This is a genomic window from Marinobacter sp. DUT-3 (assembly GCF_050379435.1).
Classification (GTDB): domain Bacteria; phylum Pseudomonadota; class Gammaproteobacteria; order Pseudomonadales; family Oleiphilaceae; genus Marinobacter.
On sequence record NZ_JBNRMG010000015.1, the window covers coordinates 20,882 to 38,362 of the forward strand.

Annotated in this window: 18 protein-coding genes; 3 read left to right on the forward strand and 15 right to left on the reverse strand. The window is 58.2% G+C overall.

Annotated features, from left to right (window positions below):
- Positions 1 to 19: 19 nt before the first annotated feature.
- The 10 genes from ACQUWM_RS17285 to murJ all read right to left on the reverse strand — a co-directional run bounded on the left by ACQUWM_RS17285 (position 20) and on the right by murJ (position 10,394).
- Positions 20 to 487, reverse strand: a complete 468-nt coding sequence (locus ACQUWM_RS17285) for a PilX N-terminal domain-containing pilus assembly protein (protein WP_407001209.1) — start codon at positions 485 to 487, stop codon at positions 20 to 22.
- Positions 488 to 520: 33 nt separating this feature from the next.
- On the reverse strand, positions 521 to 1,630 hold the full coding sequence (locus tag ACQUWM_RS17290; RefSeq protein ID WP_428922953.1) for a PilW family protein: 1,110 nt from the start codon (positions 1,628 to 1,630) through the stop codon (positions 521 to 523).
- Complete coding sequence (pilV, locus tag ACQUWM_RS17295) at positions 1,627 to 2,148, reverse strand: type IV pilus modification protein PilV (protein WP_407001211.1); 522 nt, start codon at positions 2,146 to 2,148, stop codon at positions 1,627 to 1,629. The genes ACQUWM_RS17290 and pilV overlap by 4 nt, the downstream gene beginning before the upstream one ends.
- A 26-nt stretch (positions 2,149 to 2,174) precedes the next feature.
- Positions 2,175 to 2,771 carry a GspH/FimT family pseudopilin gene (locus tag ACQUWM_RS17300; protein WP_407001212.1) on the reverse strand — a complete coding sequence of 199 codons (597 nt, stop codon included), beginning with the start codon at positions 2,769 to 2,771 and terminating at the stop codon, positions 2,175 to 2,177.
- Between the two features lie 138 nt (positions 2,772 to 2,909).
- Positions 2,910 to 3,875 (reverse strand): 4-hydroxy-3-methylbut-2-enyl diphosphate reductase, encoded by a 966-nt coding sequence (gene ispH / locus ACQUWM_RS17305; protein WP_407001213.1) that lies wholly within the window; start codon positions 3,873 to 3,875, stop codon positions 2,910 to 2,912.
- Between the two features lie 20 nt (positions 3,876 to 3,895).
- On the reverse strand, positions 3,896 to 4,348 hold the full coding sequence (gene fkpB, locus ACQUWM_RS17310) for an FKBP-type peptidyl-prolyl cis-trans isomerase (protein WP_428922954.1): 453 nt from the start codon (positions 4,346 to 4,348) through the stop codon (positions 3,896 to 3,898).
- A complete protein-coding gene (lspA, locus tag ACQUWM_RS17315) occupies positions 4,348 to 4,872 on the reverse strand; it encodes a signal peptidase II (RefSeq protein WP_428922955.1) in 525 nt (174 codons plus the stop codon). Before lspA ends, fkpB begins: the two co-directional genes overlap by 1 nt.
- Positions 4,872 to 7,691 (reverse strand): isoleucine--tRNA ligase, encoded by a 2,820-nt coding sequence (gene ileS / locus ACQUWM_RS17320; protein ID WP_428922956.1) that lies wholly within the window; start codon positions 7,689 to 7,691, stop codon positions 4,872 to 4,874. Before ileS ends, lspA begins: the two co-directional genes overlap by 1 nt.
- A 67-nt stretch (positions 7,692 to 7,758) precedes the next feature.
- Positions 7,759 to 8,730: a bifunctional riboflavin kinase/FAD synthetase gene (gene ribF, locus ACQUWM_RS17325; RefSeq protein WP_428922957.1), complete on the reverse strand. Its 972-nt coding sequence runs from the start codon at positions 8,728 to 8,730 to the stop codon at positions 7,759 to 7,761.
- Between the two features lie 83 nt (positions 8,731 to 8,813).
- On the reverse strand, positions 8,814 to 10,394 hold the full coding sequence (gene murJ, locus ACQUWM_RS17330; RefSeq protein ID WP_428922958.1) for a murein biosynthesis integral membrane protein MurJ: 1,581 nt from the start codon (positions 10,392 to 10,394) through the stop codon (positions 8,814 to 8,816).
- A gap of 258 nt (positions 10,395 to 10,652) precedes the next feature.
- Between murJ and rpsT the strand changes: the two genes are divergently transcribed.
- Positions 10,653 to 10,922 carry a 30S ribosomal protein S20 gene (rpsT, locus tag ACQUWM_RS17335; protein WP_406988094.1) on the forward strand — a complete coding sequence of 90 codons (270 nt, stop codon included), beginning with the start codon at positions 10,653 to 10,655 and terminating at the stop codon, positions 10,920 to 10,922.
- A 73-nt stretch (positions 10,923 to 10,995) separates the two neighbouring features.
- Here the strand turns inward: rpsT and proB are convergent, their stop codons facing one another.
- The 4 genes from proB to rplU all read right to left on the reverse strand — a co-directional run bounded on the left by proB (position 10,996) and on the right by rplU (position 14,089).
- Positions 10,996 to 12,120, reverse strand: coding sequence for a glutamate 5-kinase (proB, locus tag ACQUWM_RS17340; protein WP_428922959.1), 1,125 nt, complete (start codon positions 12,118 to 12,120; stop codon positions 10,996 to 10,998).
- A gap of 35 nt (positions 12,121 to 12,155) precedes the next feature.
- Positions 12,156 to 13,349: an Obg family GTPase CgtA gene (cgtA, locus tag ACQUWM_RS17345; protein WP_406988096.1), complete on the reverse strand. Its 1,194-nt coding sequence runs from the start codon at positions 13,347 to 13,349 to the stop codon at positions 12,156 to 12,158.
- A 131-nt stretch (positions 13,350 to 13,480) separates the two neighbouring features.
- Complete coding sequence (gene rpmA / locus ACQUWM_RS17350; protein WP_407001219.1) at positions 13,481 to 13,741, reverse strand: 50S ribosomal protein L27; 261 nt, start codon at positions 13,739 to 13,741, stop codon at positions 13,481 to 13,483.
- Positions 13,742 to 13,777: 36 nt separating this feature from the next.
- Positions 13,778 to 14,089: a 50S ribosomal protein L21 gene (rplU, locus tag ACQUWM_RS17355; protein WP_348296915.1), complete on the reverse strand. Its 312-nt coding sequence runs from the start codon at positions 14,087 to 14,089 to the stop codon at positions 13,778 to 13,780.
- Positions 14,090 to 14,346: 257 nt separating this feature from the next.
- On the opposite strand from rplU, the gene ispB reads away from it, so the two are divergent.
- Complete coding sequence (ispB, locus tag ACQUWM_RS17360) at positions 14,347 to 15,315, forward strand: octaprenyl diphosphate synthase (RefSeq protein WP_428922960.1); 969 nt, start codon at positions 14,347 to 14,349, stop codon at positions 15,313 to 15,315.
- A gap of 104 nt (positions 15,316 to 15,419) precedes the next feature.
- Here ispB and ACQUWM_RS17365 read toward each other — a convergent pair whose 3' ends face one another.
- A complete protein-coding gene (locus tag ACQUWM_RS17365) occupies positions 15,420 to 16,406 on the reverse strand; it encodes a glutathione S-transferase family protein (protein WP_407001221.1) in 987 nt (328 codons plus the stop codon).
- A gap of 105 nt (positions 16,407 to 16,511) precedes the next feature.
- Between ACQUWM_RS17365 and ACQUWM_RS17370 the strand changes: the two genes are divergently transcribed.
- Complete coding sequence (locus tag ACQUWM_RS17370) at positions 16,512 to 17,423, forward strand: LysR substrate-binding domain-containing protein (protein WP_407001222.1); 912 nt, start codon at positions 16,512 to 16,514, stop codon at positions 17,421 to 17,423.
- Positions 17,424 to 17,481 lie beyond the last annotated feature (58 nt).

Below are 17,481 nucleotides of genomic sequence, written 5' to 3' on the forward strand. Positions count from 1 at the left end.
ACAGCAGTGACACTGCCGCTCAGTAGTATTCAATGCCTTTATAAACCGTGCTGGCGGCGCCGGTATTATCCATTTCCGCACTTCCCCGCAACTCATAGCGATACCCCTTGAGCAGCGTTGTACTCTCATCTGCGTCCATGGAGCTGCCGCTGCTGATAATGACCTCACCGAGATAACGCGCCTGGTATTCAGTCTGAACGCCGTTGGCCGCGTCCAGCGTAACGCTGCCGGTGCTGCTCAGATCATCGGCCGCCTCCATCGCTTCTTGAAGCAGATTAAGGTTGCCTGTCATCAATATCTCGGTCAGTGCTGTTGCACTGCTTTCCGCCCCCTGGAACGCGCGATTGCTATTCTGGGCGTTTGACGCCATGCGCTCCTGCATGACCGAGGAGTTCATACCCGCCACACCAATCAGCGTCAGCACCAGCAGAATCACCAGGCTGACAATCAGCACCGCTCCCCGCTGGCTATCAATCGAATGTGTCATATCAATTCAATCCCTTATCCAAAACGTCTCGGGTCAGTCGCGGTTACGAAGCGCCACGGTATTGGAGAAGACCCGCCTTAAACGCTGATCTTCCGGATGAGTGACGGTCCCACCGCCGCTGGTAGAGGTGATGGTCTCGGAGGGCAAGGCGTAGGTCCCGGTGTCCACGGTATCCCGAACCGGCTCCGCATCACTGATCAACAGGCCCATGCGGAGGGCGACGACTCTGGTCATTTGACCAACGTCATCCGCTGGGCGATAACGGAAACTGTTGGTTCCGATCTGCTCCCCGTATTCGATCTGAAGGCTTTCCACGCCTTCCACCAACTCCTCCACCTGGAAATCCGGTGAAGAGTCGTTTATCAGATTGTTAGTGCCCCGATAGAGCGCCCGAATCGGGTTACCCCGGGAATCGGTCCGGCCCGTGTCCGCTACGTAGTAGACTGTCGAGGAGAACCGCATAACGCTGGCGGAATCGCTATAGGCCTGCCCCAGCCGATTGTCGGTGTTCACACCCTTAGCGTGAGCCCAAGTCTCGCTGTCGGGGTTACTGGAGATACGGAAAAGATCGGCGTTTTCACAGTCCGACAGGAGCACAATATCGTTCTGGTCAAACGTACTGACTTCCGGCCCGCCTACCTGGATATTTGCGTTGGTATTATCCATGTTGCCGGTCAGTTGAACATTAACGGTCTCGCCACGCTGGATCGCAATGACATCACTGCCGACGATTGCGTCAGCCTCAATCGTGGTGTCATCGAATTCCGTGCCGTTTGCCCAGTTACCGTTTTCCACCTCCCAACCACGCAGTGTGGTGGAGAAGAAGTCACCAGTGGGCGGATTGTCCGCAATGATGTTCATGGTGATATTGTTCGGATCGGCACAGCCCTGGTAACCCACCATGCGCATGTCCCGCGCCATGATATCAATCGCAATCCGGCCGGATTCCTGGATTCGGGCCAACGCGCTACTCACCCGTGAGGTTTGGCTGGAATCAAAATACACCGTGAAGATCCCGAGGATCAGCGTTGTACTCAGCGCCAGCGCAACCATCAGTTCGACAAGTGAGAGCCCCGCCTGGCTCCGGCCCACCGGATACTGATTCTTTATCATCTTCACCCGTGGCAACTGACCTCTGTTCATAGTGCGAACCTCACTGCAAACGAATCCTCGCGCACATCACCCTCGGACTCGCCATCCTTCGCGACTTCTTCCCACTGTACGGTAACCGTAAATATCCCGTTGGCGTCGTCATAAGCAATCGTGCCCTCGCCGGCCGGCAACAGGGTAACGCCGCTGCCGACCCCCTGAATAAGGCGCGTCCATTGAACAAGATCCAGCGTTGCCTGCTGGGTCGGCGAACAGCCTGTGTCCTCGGTAGCGCATCCCGGGAGGTTGGTGGAAGCATCAACCGTTGAAAAATCCTTGTAGGAACCGCCATCCTCTGCGTGCTGGCGGTTAGCCCGGATCCTGTCCGCCATGTCATAGGCCAGAATACTCGCCTGGGTTCGCAGATACGCGCCCTGGTTATTTCTCATACCATCGACCGTCAACCCTGCCAGCCCCAGCAACCCGATCGCCAGAATGAACATGGTCACCAGAATCTCAATCAGGGTGAAGCCGGATTGCCGTTTCACCGGATGCTCAACATTTTTCGACATCACCGTTCTGCCTGCTCTGCTCTTTATCAGGGACATGTCACACCATTACCGTCGTGACCCTCGACAATTCCATCATTATCGTTGTCTCTGGCTATCCTGACCTGCCCCGCTACGCCCACTACGACTGCCCTGGCTTCAGACGCACCACGGGAGTCACAAACAGTCAGGGTGCCGGCCGGAGAGGCCCCGAGACTTTCAGGCAACGGGAAACCGTTCGGGGAAAACTGGATAAACGATCCATCACTGCTGCTTAGTCCTGAAACCCGCAGACTGTTTCCACCGCCCAGGGCACTCGCCACCCGATGCAACTCATCGGTACCGGAATCCACAACCCGGTCTGCATCAATATCACTGAATACGATCCATCCCTGCTCCCATGTATTAGCACCGCTGCATGATGCGCCATCCGCAGAGCTGCACACGGTGACAACACCATCCTGCATTTTGGAGGCTTCGCTGCGGGCGAACGCTACCAAGCCGGACACTTCATTGGTCTGGGAGACCAGTTGGTTATTCAGAATCATTTGACGGAAGGATGGCACAGCAAAACTCGCCACGATTCCGAGGATAATTATCGTGACGAGCAATTCCAGAAGTGTGAAACCGTGAGCTTTGTCTGTCATGGATATACTGCATCCCTTGGGCAACCACATACCCAGAGATTAATAACATGACATCTTTGATGCCAGAGCTGACACGACTAGCGGTGCTCTTTTGGCGATAAAAGGTCAGCAACAACCCTATTTTGAGAAGTGCTTCACTTACCCGGAAATAGAGGTTACGTCCACAGCATCAATCCGCAACTCTTTCGGCATGGAAAACACAATGTTCTCCTCCCTGCCTGCAATCTCCTCAGGCAGGTCGCCGCCAAGTTCGCGGAGTCGGGATATCACATCGTTCACCAGCACTTCCGGGGCGGAGGCACCAGCGGTGACGCCGACAGATTGCTTGCCATCGAGCCATTGCGGGTCAATCTGGTTGGCTTCGTCGATCAGATAGGCGGGGGTACCCATGCGCTCGGCGAGTTCCCGCAGCCGGTTGGAGTTGGAGCTGTTGGGGGAGCCGACCACCAGCATCAGGTCGCAGTCGCCCGCGAGCTGCTTGACGGCGTCCTGGCGGTTCTGGGTGGCGTAGCAAATGTCGTCTTTGCGCGGCCCCTGGATCTCCGGGAATCTGGCCCGCAGGGCATCGATGACACGGGCGGTGTCATCCATCGACAGCGTGGTCTGGGTGACGTAGGACAGCCTGGAGGCGTCCTTCACTTCCAGCTTTGCAACATCCTCCTCGTCTTCAACCAGGTAGATGTCGCCGCCGTTGCCGTGATCATACTGCCCCATGGTGCCTTCCACTTCCGGATGGCCATGGTGACCGATCAGGATGCACTCACGGCCTTCGCGGCTGTAGCGCATGACTTCCATGTGCACCTTGGTGACCAGCGGGCAGGTGGCATCAAACACTTTCAGGCCACGACTGGCGGCTTCATTCTGCACCGCCTGAGAGACGCCATGGGCGCTGAAGATGACCAGGGTATCGTCCGGCACTTCATGCAGTTCGTCCACGAAGATCGCGCCTCGATCCCGCAGGTTGTCGACTACGAACTTGTTGTGAACGACCTCATGACGCACGTATATGGGCGCCCCGAACACATCCAGGGCCCGATTAACGATTTCGATGGCACGGTCAACACCGGCACAAAAGCCACGGGGGTTCGCGAGTCGGATCTGCATATCTGCGCCTGCTGCTCTGGTTAGTGGGCCGGTCCGACCGGCTCAACATCAATGATTTCCACTTCGAAGGTCAGTGTACGCCCTGCCAGGGGATGGTTGAAGTCCACCTCCACCTCATCACCCTCCACTCGGCTGACCACGCCCGGCAGCTCCTGCTGGCGCGCATCGGCGAAGGAGATCATCACGCCCGGCTCGAGCACCATGTCAGCGCTGAACTCGTGGCGTTTGAACGTCTGCACGTTACTTGGGTTATGCTGCCCGAAGGCTTTTTCCGGCGGTACCTGCACGGTTTTGTTTTCACCGGCGGTCATGCCCAGCAAATAGGCTTCAAAATTCTCGGGCAGGTTCTCGTCACCAATCTCCAGGGTGGCGGGCTCTTTCTCGAAGGTGGAGTCCACCACTTCACCGTCCTGAAATTTCAGGGCGAAATGCAGTTTAACGCGGGTTCCCTTGTCTACAGGCAGTTCTTTCATCAGTGTTTATCACTCCCGTCCGCGCCCTCTTCGGAGGGCTTGCGGAACATATCGATAATCATCATACCGGCACCAATGGTGATCGCGGTGTCAGCCAGGTTGAAGGCGGGGAAATGCCAGTTCTGCCAGTAGAAATGCAGGAAGTCCACCACATAACCGTGCACCACGCGGTCATAGACGTTGCCCAGCGCACCACCGAGGATCAGCGCGATCGCAATAGCAGTCCAGGTCTCATGCCGCTTGAGCGACTTGAGCCAGACCACCAGCGCCACGCTGACACCGATGGCCAGCACCACAAAGAACCAGCGCTGCCAGCCATCGGCCCCCGCCAGAAAGCTGAAGGCGGCGCCGGTATTGTGCAACAACGTCAGGTTGAAGCTCGGGATTACGGGCACCGGGTTGCCGTAGGTCAGCATGGCTGTCGCCATGGCCTTGGTCCCCAGGTCCAGCGCAATCACCAGAACGGCCAACCACAGCCACTTCAGTTTGGCGCCGGGGCGTTCATCGGTCATAACCGCATCCATCAGGCAAACGAGCGGACTTCACCCGCCCCTTCCACGTTGGTGACGCAACGGCCACAGAGATCTGTGTAGGTCGCGTGCTGGCCCACATCTTCCCGGTGATGCCAGCAGCGTTCACACTTGGCATGGGAAGCAGGCAACACCTTCACCAGCAGTCCTTCATGAGTGGTGGGCTCGGCATCCTCCGCTTCGGACACTGGCTTAACGGTGGCTTCCGAGGTAATCAGCACAAAGCGCAGCTCTTCACCCAGATGCTTGAGATCCGCCGCCAGGTCGCCTTCGCAGTACAGGGTGACTTCCGCACTCAGGGAGCCTTTGATTTCACCTCGACCGCGCGCTTCTTCCAGGCACTTGTTCACCGCTTCCTTGACGCTGTAGATTTCACGCCAGTAGTCACGCCCCAACTCGGCACTCTCCGGCAGTGCCGTCAGGCCCTCGTACCAGGTCTCGTAGAACACGGTGTCGCCACGCTTGCCCGGCAGGGTCTGCCAGATTTCGTCAGCGGTGAAGCTCAGGATGGGCGCAATCCAGCGCACCAGGGCTTCGGCCACGTGATACAGAGCGGTCTGACAGGAACGACGCTCCCGGCTATCAGCCTGGGTGGTGTACTGGCGGTCCTTGATGATATCCAGGTAAAACCCACCCAGCGTCGCCTCGCAGAAGTTGTACACCTTCTGGTAAATGCGCAGGAAGGCGTAGTTCTGGTAATCCTCGTCGAGCTCTTTCTGCAACTGCAGGGCACGATCTACCATCCAGCGATCCAGGGCGAGCATGTCCTCAGGCGCTACCGTATGCTGGTCCGGCTCGAAGCCGGTGAGGTTGCTGAGCAGGAAGCGCGCGGTGTTACGGATGCGGCGGTAACCGTCCGCCGTCTGGCGGAGGATGTCCTTGGAGACCGTCATCTCGCCACTGTAATCCGTGGCCGCCACCCACAGGCGCAGAATGTCCGCACCCAACTCATTCATCACTTCCTGGGGCGCGATCACGTTGCCCATGGACTTGGACATTTTGTGGCCCTTGCCATCCACCGTGAAACCGTGGGTCAGCACCTGCTTGTAGGGCGCAACGCCATTCATCGCAATGGAGGTTTTCAGGGACGACTGGAACCAGCCACGGTGCTGATCGGAGCCTTCCAGGTACATGTCGGCCGGGAACTGGCCCAGCTCGGTGCGCGGGCGCAGCACCGAATCGTGGGTCACACCGGAGTCGAACCAGACATCCAGGGTGTCCGTGACCTTCTCGTACTGGTCGGCGTCATCGCCCAGCAGGGCGCTGGTGTCGATCTCGTACCAGGCATCGATACCACCGGTTTCGATCTCTTTCGCTACGGCTTCAATCAGGTTCTGGGTATCCGGATGCAGCTCCTGGGTTTCCTTGTGGATAAACAGGGTGATCGGCACCCCCCAGGTACGCTGACGGGAGATACACCAGTCCGGGGACTGCTGGAACATGGCCTCGATACGATTCTGGCCCCAGGCCGGAACCCAGCGGATGCCCTTGATGGCTTCCAAGGCATCGGCACGCAGATTCTCTTTGTCCATGCTGATGAACCACTGCGGTGTGGCGCGGTAGATCAGCGGTGTCTTGGTGCGCCAGCAATGGGGATAGCTGTGGCGGAATTTCTCAGAGAACACCAGTTTGCCTTCCCGCTCCAGCGCGGCACACACCGGCTGATCCGCCTTGTAGACGTGCACACCGGCGAACTCGCCTGCGGCGCCGGTGTAGGTACCGTCCGCCTGCACCAGATTGATGGTATCGATGCCGTAGGTCTTGCCCACTTCAAAGTCTTCCATACCGTGATCGGGGGCGGTATGGACCGCACCGGTACCTGCGTCAGTGGACACATGGTCGCCAAGAACCACCGGAACCTGCTTATCGTAAACCGGGTGATGAAGCGCGAGGTGTTCAAGGGCTGAGCCTGAACAGGTCGCCAGTACTTCAAAGGACTCCACAGACCAGCGCGCCATGATGCCTTCCACCATGTCAGCGGCGACAATGATTCGCTCAGGGCCCTGCCCGGTATCAACCTGAACCAGGGCGTAGTCCAGGTCGGCACTTAGTGACACCGCCTGGTTGGCGGGGATGGTCCAGGGGGTGGTGGTCCAGATCACCACGGACACGTCCCCTTCGCCCTGATCAGTGCCAAACAACGACAGCGCTTTGGCCTGATCCACCGCCGTGAAACGCACATCGATCTGAGTGGAGGTCTTGTCCTGGTATTCCACTTCGGCTTCCGCCAGAGCGGACTGCCCCACCACACTCCAGTAAACCGGCTTGTAACCGCGAACCAGATGGCCTTTGGCAACGATCTTACCCAGGGCGCGAACAATTCCGGCCTCAACCTTCGGGTCCATGGTCAGGTAGGGTTTGTCCCACTCTCCCATTACACCCAGGCGAATAAAGTCGGCCTTCTGCCCGGAAATCTGCTTGGTGGCGTAGTCACGACAGGCCTGACGGAACGTTTTGTAGTCCACCTTGACACCGGCCTTGCCAATCTCCTGCTCCACCTTGTGCTCGATAGGCAGACCGTGACAGTCCCAGCCCGGCACATAGGGCGCATCATAGCCCATGAAGCTGCGGGACTTGACGATCATGTCCTTGAGAATCTTGTTCACCGCGTGACCAATGTGAATACTGCCGTTGGCGTAGGGAGGGCCATCGTGAAGAATGAATTTGTCCCGACCTTCACGCTGCTTGCGCAGGTTGCCGTAAACATCAAGATCCTGCCAACGCTTGAGCATGTCCGGCTCGCGCTTGGCCAGGTTACCGCGCATGGGAAAGGCGGTTTCTGGCAGATTCAGAGTGTGCTTGTAGTCGCTCATGGTCTGTGTGCGTACTCTTTCGGTCAGTTGTCATCAATAAACAGGGGGCAGATCACACCGATCGACCTTAGCGGTCATCAGCGGCAGAACCATTGTCGGTAATCCACGCCCGGGCGTCGGCAAAGTCACGGGCGATTTGCGCTTTCAGCTCATCCACGGAGGAGAATTTGATCTCTTCCCGCAAACCGTGGCGAAACACGACATCAATATGCTGCCCATAAAGTGTGCCAGCAAAGTCAAACAGGTGCACTTCCAGCGAGGGCTGCTTGCCGTCCACGGTCGGCCTGAGCCCGATGTTGGCTACGCCATCGTGGACAGATCCGTCTTCCAGGGTGGCACTGACAACATACACGCCCTGTAGTGCAGGCATTTTTCGCAGCAGGACGTTGGCCGTCGGCGCACCCAGTTCACGGCCCAGTTGACGACCATAAACAACCCGCCCCCGGATCCGGTATGGGTGCCCAAGCAGTTTCTCGGCTTCCTCCAGACCATCCACATTTAACACGTTTCTGACCCGGGTGCTGCTCACTCGCTCACCGCCAACGGTCACCGTTTTGGTATTTTCAACGCTGAAGCCACGCTTCGCCCCAACCTGCTCCAGCAGGGCAAAGTCCCCGGCGCGGTCACAACCGAAACGGAAATCATCGCCAACCACCAGATGTCGTACCGCCAGTCCGTCGATGAGAACGTCCTCGATAAACCCCATGCTGGAGTAACTCCGGAACGTCTCGTCAAAGCGCAGGCACAACACGATATCGATGCGTTCAGCCAACAGGGCTTCGAGTTTCTGGCGAAACGCCATCAGTCGGGGCGGCGCTTCGCTGCCCTGGAAAAATTCACGGGGCTGCGGCTCAAAGATCATTACCACCGATGGCAGCCCGAAGGACCGCGCCTTTTCCTTGACCTGGTCAAGAATGGTCTTGTGGCCCAGGTGAACACCGTCAAAGTTACCAATGGTTGCGACACAACCATCGGCCAGAGGCGATTGCTCCTGCTGAGACAGAATTTTCAGGTTGGTCAGGCCCCGGATCAGACGCATGTAATGCGAACCTTCAATTGCCAGCTGTGCGTTCAGCAGATTACCGGCAGCAATCCGCTGGTGAGAAAACGCGCGATTATAACCTACCTGTGGCGGAAATGTCTTACCCGGACGCCGGTAACCGCCAGCGCGACAAAGTAAACCGCCACTCCGGCAGCCACCAGAACTCCCATATCCGCCGCTCTCTGCAGGCCGCCCGCCGCCAGCCAGTCATCCACCGGCGCCTGCAAATAAAGGATAACCCCCGCCAGCGCGGCATTGGCGAACGCAAGCTGAGCCAGGAATCGAGGCCAACCCGGCTGACTTTTCCAGGCGCCCTCCTTTCGCAACCCTCGCCACAACAGAAAACCATTCAGCCAGGCAGACAACGAGGTGGCCAAAGCCAGACCCGCGTGAGCGAGCGGAAAGACCAACACCAGGTTGAACACCATGTTCGCGACCATGGCAATCACGCCAATCTTGACCGGCGTCTTGGTATCCTGCCGGGCGAAGAAACCGGGGGCCAGCACCTTGATCAGCATAAAGGCCAATAACCCGGCGGAATAGGCCCGCAGACTCATTGCTGACATGGTGACATCGCGGTCCGTCACCTCGCCATAATGGAACAGGGTGGCAATCAGAGGCTCCGCGAGCAGGGCCAGAGCCAGCGCGGCTGGCACGCCAATCAGCAGAACCGCGCGCACAGCCCAATCCAGCGTGGCCGCAAACTGGTCTGCCGATGCAGCCGCGTGTTTACGGGACAGACTGGGCAGAATCACGGTTGCAATGGCGATACCGAATACCCCCAGGGGCAACTCGGATAGTCGGTCGGAATAATACAGCCAGGACACGCTGCCGGTCTGCAGGAACGAGGCCAGCACCGTATCCAGCAGCAGATTGATCTGACTGACCGAAACACCGAACAACGCCGGCGCCATCAGCCTCAGGATCCGGTTTACACCTTCGTGCCGGTAATCCACCCGGGGCCTTGGCAGCAAGCCCAGACGCATCAGGAACGGCAACTGGAAAAACAGTTGCAGCGCCCCGGCAATAAACACCCCCCAGGCCAGGGCCATCACCGGCGTTTGCATCAGCGGCGAGAGGAAAATCGCGGCGCCGATCATCGCCAGGTTCAGCAACACCGGCGTAAAGGCCGGTATCGCAAACCGATCATAGCTATTGAGAATGCCGCCAGCGAATGCGGTGAGCGAAATCAGCAGCAGATAAGGAAAGGTGATCCGCAGCATGTCACTGGCCAGACCAAACTTGTAGTCGTCATCCAGGAACCCCGGTGCAAACACCGCCGTCAATAAAGGCGCACCCAGCATTGCAACAATAGTCACCCCGAGCAGCACCAGCCCCAGGGAGCCGGCAACCGCATTGACCAACTGCCGGACCTCGGTAATATCCTGCTTTTCACGGTAGGACGACAGCACCGGCACAAACGCCTGGGCAAACGCACCTTCCGCAAACAGCCGGCGCAGGAAATTGGGGATCTTGAAGGCAACAAAGAAGGCGTCCGCACCCGCTCCGGCACCGAAATAGCGGGCAATAACCATATCCCGCACCAGCCCCAGCACCCGGGAGAGCATCGTCATCATGCCCACCAATCCCGACGAGCGAAGCAGGCCAGGCGCTTTCGGTGGTTCTTTTTTCTGTGGCGTATCTTCAGCTTGGGATGACATTCGGGCCCTGGTGTCTGGAATAGCTCATGGAACTCGGCAGCGACCCGGAATTTCGGTAATTACCTGCATACTCGCGAGCGTCGCTGTCTGCTGAGCGGCGAGTTTAGCACAGCCCTTCTGCACCACGGGATGAAATGGGTTTAAGTCTTGACATTTAGAGGTATCGGCGGCATAGTTCCGCGTCATTTATTTCGACGCGCTGGTTTTGGCGCGCCCGCGAATTTTTCGAATCAATTACAGATTTTCAGGAGTTATACGGTGGCAAATTCCCCGCAAGCCAAGAAGCGCGCACGTCAGAACGAGAAGAACCGCAAGCACAACGCCAGCCTGCGTTCCATGGCTCGTACTTACATGAAAAAGGTTCAATCCAAGATTGAAGCCGGCAACTACGAAGAAGCCCAGGCTGCCTTCAAGCAGTTCCAGCCGATCATGGACAGCATGGTTAACAAGGGCGTCATCGCCAAGAACAAGGTTGCTCGTCATAAGAGCCGCCTGAGCGCCAAGATCAAAGCCCTGAAGAGCGCATAAGCGACTTTCCTTCAGAGCTGAAAAAACCGGCTTTCGAGCCGGTTTTTTTGTGCCTGACTGGGAGCCCTCCCCCTCAGACAATCACCATATTATCCCGGTGAATCATTTCTTCGTCCGAGATAAACCCCAGCACTTCTGCAATTCGGTCACTGGAGCGCCCGGCAATGGCCCTGGCCTCATCCGCATCATAATTGACCAATCCGCGAGCTACCTCTTTCCCATGCTGATCCACACAGGACACCATCTCGCCACGGCGAAACTGACCAGAAACACCCTTGACGCCCACCGGCAGCAAACTACGACCACCTAAGCACAAGACCCTTACCGCACCATCGTCCAGGATGAGCTTGCCCCGGGTCTGTAAATGACTGGCCAGCCACTGCTTGCGCGCGGCAATGCGCCCCTGCTCCGGGAGCAACAAAGTGCCAATCACATCGCCGCCACGCAGACGCGCGATGGCATGCTCGATTCGGCCACCCACGATCACGGTGAACGCACCTGAGCGCGCCGCGAGGCGAGCCGCACGCACCTTGGTCTGCATGCCGCCACGCCCCAGCGCACCAGCACCGCCGCCCGCCATGGCATCCAGCTCATGATCACCCGCCTTCCGCTCGGTGACCAGTTGCGCATCAGCGTGCTTGCGGGGATCCTTGTCAAACAGCCCGAGCTGATCGGTAAGAATGATCAGACCATCCGCCTCAATCAGGTTGGCCACCAGGGCACCAAGGGTATCGTTATCGCCAAAGCGGATCTCATCGGTGACCACGGTGTCGTTCTCATTAACGATCGGCACCACACCAAAATCCAACAGCGCCCGCAACGTACTGCGCCCGTTCAGGTATCGCTTGCGGTCAGACAAATCATCGTGAGTCAGCAGAATCTGGGCGGTATGGATATCGTGGCGCTTGAACTGAGCCTCCCAGGTCTGCACCAACCCCATCTGCCCAACCGCAGCCGCGGCCTGCAACTCATGGAGCTGCTCGGGGCGGGAGGTCCACCCCAGGCGACTCATCCCTTCGGCGACAGAGCCCGAGGAAACAATAACCACCTCAACGCCGTCTTCAACCAGCTCCGCAATCTGATCCACCCACAAACCCAGGGCCGAAACGTCCAGCCCCTTACCATCATTGGTCAGCAGGGCGCTTCCTATTTTCACAACCAGGCGACGAGCCTGGCGTAACTGGGTGCGTTCACTCATGATTCGCCTGGGTGCTCACTGATGCGTCTATCGAATTATTCGGGGGCGTACACCACTTCGACATCGTAATCATCGTCGTCGAAGTCGTCATCGTCGTCGTCCTCACGGGCAGCCCGGCGAGCCTGACGCTCCGCCGCAATGCGGGCACGCGCCTCTTCGTCCATCTGGCGACGGCGTTCTGCCTCGCGCTCGGCAAACTCCGGGTTCTGAGCCTCTTCTTCGGCCTGCTCCTCAATCCAGCGCATCACCGCCTGAGTCAACGGTTTGGTGCCCTCTCCACTCAATGCGGAAATACGGAAAACCGGCCCCTCCCACTCCAGCTCATCAATAATGGCCTGGCAATGGGCATCCCGATCCTCGTCCGCCACCATGTCGACTTTATTCAGAACCAGCCAGCGCTCCCGGTTAGCCAGGGTCTCGCTGAACTTTTCAAGTTCATGCTCAATGGCGCGCGCTGACTCGGCGGGAGAGGAACCGTCATAGGGAGCCACGTCTACAAGGTGCAACAGCAGACGCGTTCGCACCAGATGCTTCAGGAAACGGATTCCGAGCCCGGCGCCTTCAGCGGCACCTTCAATCAGGCCGGGAATATCCGCAATCACAAAACTCTGATGCGCCTGCACGCTGACCACGCCGAGGTTCGGCACCAGCGTGGTAAACGGATAGTCCGCAACCTTGGGCCGTGCAGCCGACACTGAACGGATAAAGGTGGACTTGCCCGCGTTGGGCATACCCAGAAGGCCCACGTCCGCCAGCACCTTGAGCTCCAGGCGCAGGTTGCGCAACTCACCCTCGGAGCCCTTGGTGGTCTGGCGCGGAGCGCGGTTGACCGAGGACTTGAAGCGGGTATTGCCAAGACCGTGAAAACCGCACTGGGCAACCTTCAGGCGCTGCCCGGCATGGGTCAGATCTCCGAGCACCTCATGGGTATCCATATCGACAACCGTGGTGCCCACCGGCACTGGCAGAACCAGGTCTTCACCCTTGGTGCCGGTGCAATTCCGGCCGGACCCCGGCTCACCGTTCTGCGCCTTGTGTTTGCGCTGGAAACGGTAATCAATGAGCGTATTGAGCGCGTCATCCGCCTCCAGATACACGGAACCACCATCCCCGCCATCGCCCCCATCGGGACCACCTTTGGGAACGTACTTTTCTCGCCGGAAACTGAGGCAGCCGTGACCGCCTTTGCCGGCTTCTACGATGATGGTGGCTTCGTCTACGAATTTCATGGGTCTACCCTTTGCGCTGTGCGCATAAACTAAAAAGCCCCGCAGCCTCTAGGAAGCTTTGCGGGGCTCCGGATTACCCTGATGATACCACCAGAGCAATCCAAGGTTCGACAGAACCGGATCGCCGCTGCTTACGCAGCCGAAACGATGCTCACGAACTTACGGCTCTGCGGGCCTTTGACTTCGAACTTCACCTGGCCGTCTGCTTTCGCAAACAGGGTGTGGTCCTTGCCAATGCCTACGTTGCTACCAGCGTGGAAACGAGTGCCACGCTGACGAATGATGATGCTGCCTGCAGAAACAGTCTCACCACCGAAACGCTTCACACCAAGTCGTTTCGACTCGGAATCGCGACCGTTACGGGTACTACCTGCTGCCTTTTTATGAGCCATTACAAGCCTCCTTATTTAAGGGGTTACTCGAGGGTCTTAGCCCTGGATACCCGTGATCTTGACTTCAGTGAACCACTGACGGTGGCCCTGACGCTTCATGGAATGCTTACGACGACGGAACTTGATGATCTGGATCTTGTCGTGACGGCCGTGGTTTACCACTTCCGCTGTCACCTTGGCACCATCAACAACCGGCGCGCCAACCTGAACCTTGTCACCATCGGCGATCAGCAGAACGCGGTCAAACTCGACGTTACCGCCGGTTTCCACTTCCAGCTTTTCCAGCTTCAGAGTCTCGCCTTCTTTTACACGGTGCTGCTTACCACCGCTAACAATAACTGCGTACATTAACGTTCTCCGCGATTGACCCATCCCTGCTCTTATCCACCTGGTTCTAAGGGAAGCGCTTCGGCAACCCTATAGCAGGGAGCGCAGGTTGGGATGAGTTGGGCGCGTGATTGTACGAAAACCGCCCCCGTAATACAAGCCAAGTTGACACTGAAAGCCCCAGTACCTAGCATTGCCGCTTCCTGCCCTATTTATTATCAACAAATAGTATCGACAGAAGCATCAACGAAAACACCAGAAAGGGATCCACAAGCCGCATGACAGCCCAGCGCATCTACGACACCGTGGCGGATGATTTCAGCCGCGTGAACGACCTGATCATCAAACGGCTTTCTTCCGACGTCCCGCTGGTGGAGAAAATAGCCCACTATATTATTGAAAGTGGCGGGAAAAGACTGAGACCACTCCTGGTCCTGCTATCCAGCCAGGCTGCGGGTTATGACAAGGACGACCATCTCAAACTGGCCGCCGTCATCGAATTCCTGCACACCGCCACCCTGCTCCATGATGATGTTGTAGACACATCCGACATGCGCCGGGGCCGCAGCACCGCCAACGCCCGGTGGGGAAATGCACCCAGCGTGCTGGTAGGTGATTTCCTCTATGCCCGCGCATTCGAGATGATGGTGGAACTGCAAAGCCTGCGCATCATGGACGTGCTGTCACACGCCACAGCGGTGATCGCCGAAGGTGAGGTGATGCAATTAATGAACGTAAAGAATCCGGATCTCAGCGAAGCGCAGTATATGGAGGTCATCCACAACAAGACCGCCATGCTGTTTGAGGCTGCTTCTCACACCGGCGCCTTGCTGGCCGGCGCCGATGAACGCCAGGAAAACGCCCTGAAGGACTACGGCAAACACCTGGGACTGGCGTTCCAGCTGGTGGACGACGTGCTGGACTACCGTGGCGATGCCGAAGCCATGGGCAAGAACGTGGGCGACGACCTGGCCGAGGGCAAGACCACCCTGCCCCTGATCCACGCCATGGAAAAAGGGGTGGAGGACGAACGCCAACTGATTCGTCAGGCCATCCGCAAGGGCGGCCTGGATGACCTGCCGGCCATCCTGCAGATCGTCGACAGCTCCGGCGCCCTGGAGTACACCATGGCGAAAGCCAGGGAACAGGCCGCCCTGGCGGCGGGCTGCCTCACTATTCTTCCCGAATCCGACTATAAAGAAGCCCTGGCGCTGCTGACTGAAGTTGCGGTTGCCCGGGTCAGCTAGCCTCCCTTGAACAGAAGATTGTCGGATTAGCGCCGCCTAGCGGCGCGTATTCCGACATCCCACGCCGAATCGAAGCCTCTACTTTTGGCACCAACTCTGGCGACTCACTTCAAGAGCTCTCTGCCGTGGGGCGTCTCAAAATCCAGCTGCGGCCCTACAGGGACAATCTGGGTCGGGTTGATGGTACGCTGGCTCACGTAGTAGTGCTGTTTGATCTGACCAATATCGACCGTCTCCGACACCCCCGGCACCTGGTACAGATCCCGGACATACGCGGACAGCGCCGGAAAGTCCCCGATGCGTTGCCGGTTGCACTTGAAGTGGCTGTAGTACACCGCGTCAAACCGGATCAGCGTCGTGAACAAACGCCAGTCCGCTTCGGTCAGTTGCCCTCCGACCAGGTAACGCTGTTTTGCCAACCGCGCCTCCAGCCAGTCGAGTGAGTCAAACAGCGCACCATAAGCCTCTTCGTATTTATCCTGAGCGGTGGCAAACCCGGCCTTGTAGACACCATTGTTGACGGTGTCATACACCCGGGCATTCACCTCCTCTATCTCCCCTCGCAGAGGTTCAGGGTAGAAATCCAGTTCCTCACGCACGCCATCAAGACCATCAAACGCGGAATTGAACATCCGGATGATCTCGGCTGATTCGTTGCTGACAATGGTCTGCTTTTCCTTGTCCCACAATGTCGGCACCGTCACCCGCCCGGAATAATCCGGCGCTGCACGGGTGTAAACCTGACGCAGGAATTCGAAATCGTGCAGATGATCCCTGTGCTGCTCATCGCCAGGCCGGAACTCCCACCCATTCTCTACCATGTCCGGATGAACCACCGACACGGAGATATGCTTCTCCAGCCCCTTCAGCTTCCTGAAGATCAAGGTGCGATGCGCCCAGGGGCAGGCCATGGATACGTACAGGTGGTATCGACCCGACTCCGCCCTGAAACCACCCTCACCTTCCGGACCGGGCAATCCATCCGCCGTTACCCAGTTGCGAAACCGGGCGGCCTCCCGCTCAAACTTGCCACCGGTCTTGCCGGTGTCATACCACTGATCGTGCCATTTGCCGTCAACCAAAAGACCCATAATATTTACCTCTCCAGAACCCGATAATATTTGAAGAAGAATAACGGTCAGCCTGCTACCCTCTCAAACAAGCATTTCTGGCCAACTACCTCAGATAATTCGAACATGCATACAGCCATCACCATAGACGCACTCAAAGTCCTCGATGCCATCGACCGCAAAGGCAGTTTCGCCGGCGCTGCCGGGGAACTGTTCCGGGTTCCCTCCGCCATCAGTTACACGGTGCAAAAGCTCGAGGAAGACCTGAACATTGCCATCTACGACCGTAGCGGCCATCGCGCTACCCTGACGCCGGCGGGACGCTACCTGCTGGAAGAAGGTCGAACCCTCCTGGAGGCGGCAGAGAACCTGGCGCACACCACCAAACAGGTGGCCCAGGGCTGGGAGACCCGGCTGCGCATCGGTTTCAACTCCCTGCTCCCGGCGGAATGCCTGTTTCCAGCCATAAAGACATTCAACGACCTGGACATTCCCGTGGAAGTGCAGATCATTGAGGAAGTCTTTGCCGGCTCCTGGGACGCACTGCAAAGCCGCCGCGTCGACCTGATTGTGGGTGCCGACCAGCTCAGCAAACCAGCCGGCACCTTTACTACCAAGGCACTCGGCAGGATGAACTTTGTGTACGCCGTTGCCCCCGACCACCCACTCGCATCCGTACCCCAGCCGTTGACCGAAGAGGACATTGCCCACTACCCGGCTGCGGTCGCGGCGGACACCTCCCGCTCGCTGCCACCGGGGCACGCCGGCATCTTCCGGCGACAGCGCACCATCACAGTGGCCAACATTGACCAGAAGATCGCTGTGCAACAGGCGGGCCTGGGGGTCGGCTGGTTGCCGGAATCGAGGATTCGCTCGCAACTAAGGGAAGGCCAGCTTATTGCACTTGATGTCCACGACGTTCGCCAACCCATCATGCTCCACCTGGCACGACACGCGGAAGATCAGGGCAAGGCCCTGATGTGGTTCTGGGACTACCTGAGCCAGTCAGAGGAGCTGACCTCCTGGCTTGAAACCTAGCCGGGAGTTCAACGTGGCCGCCGAGGCGTGGGCGGAACAGGCAAAACAGCCAACGGAA

Coding starts and splice junctions, on each gene's coding strand:
- ACQUWM_RS17285 (WP_407001209.1), bottom strand. CDS start 487: ATGACACATTCGATTGATAGCCAGCGGGGAGCGGTGCTGATTGTCAGC.
- ACQUWM_RS17290 (WP_428922953.1), bottom strand. CDS start 1,630: ATGAACAGAGGTCAGTTGCCACGGGTGAAGATGATAAAGAATCAGTAT.
- pilV (WP_407001211.1), bottom strand. CDS start 2,148: ATGTCGAAAAATGTTGAGCATCCGGTGAAACGGCAATCCGGCTTCACC.
- ACQUWM_RS17300 (WP_407001212.1), bottom strand. CDS start 2,771: ATGACAGACAAAGCTCACGGTTTCACACTTCTGGAATTGCTCGTCACG.
- ispH (WP_407001213.1), bottom strand. CDS start 3,875: ATGCAGATCCGACTCGCGAACCCCCGTGGCTTTTGTGCCGGTGTTGAC.
- fkpB (WP_428922954.1), bottom strand. CDS start 4,348: ATGAAAGAACTGCCTGTAGACAAGGGAACCCGCGTTAAACTGCATTTC.
- lspA (WP_428922955.1), bottom strand. CDS start 4,872: ATGGATGCGGTTATGACCGATGAACGCCCCGGCGCCAAACTGAAGTGG.
- ileS (WP_428922956.1), bottom strand. CDS start 7,691: ATGAGCGACTACAAGCACACTCTGAATCTGCCAGAAACCGCCTTTCCC.
- ribF (WP_428922957.1), bottom strand. CDS start 8,730: ATGCGTCTGATCCGGGGCCTGACCAACCTGAAAATTCTGTCTCAGCAG.
- murJ (WP_428922958.1), bottom strand. CDS start 10,394: ATGTCATCCCAAGCTGAAGATACGCCACAGAAAAAAGAACCACCGAAA.
- proB (WP_428922959.1), bottom strand. CDS start 12,120: ATGAGTGAACGCACCCAGTTACGCCAGGCTCGTCGCCTGGTTGTGAAA.
- cgtA (WP_406988096.1), bottom strand. CDS start 13,349: ATGAAATTCGTAGACGAAGCCACCATCATCGTAGAAGCCGGCAAAGGC.
- rpmA (WP_407001219.1), bottom strand. CDS start 13,741: ATGGCTCATAAAAAGGCAGCAGGTAGTACCCGTAACGGTCGCGATTCC.
- rplU (WP_348296915.1), bottom strand. CDS start 14,089: ATGTACGCAGTTATTGTTAGCGGTGGTAAGCAGCACCGTGTAAAAGAA.
- ispB (WP_428922960.1), top strand. CDS start 14,347: ATGACAGCCCAGCGCATCTACGACACCGTGGCGGATGATTTCAGCCGC.
- ACQUWM_RS17365 (WP_407001221.1), bottom strand. CDS start 16,406: ATGGGTCTTTTGGTTGACGGCAAATGGCACGATCAGTGGTATGACACC.
- ACQUWM_RS17370 (WP_407001222.1), top strand. CDS start 16,512: ATGCATACAGCCATCACCATAGACGCACTCAAAGTCCTCGATGCCATC.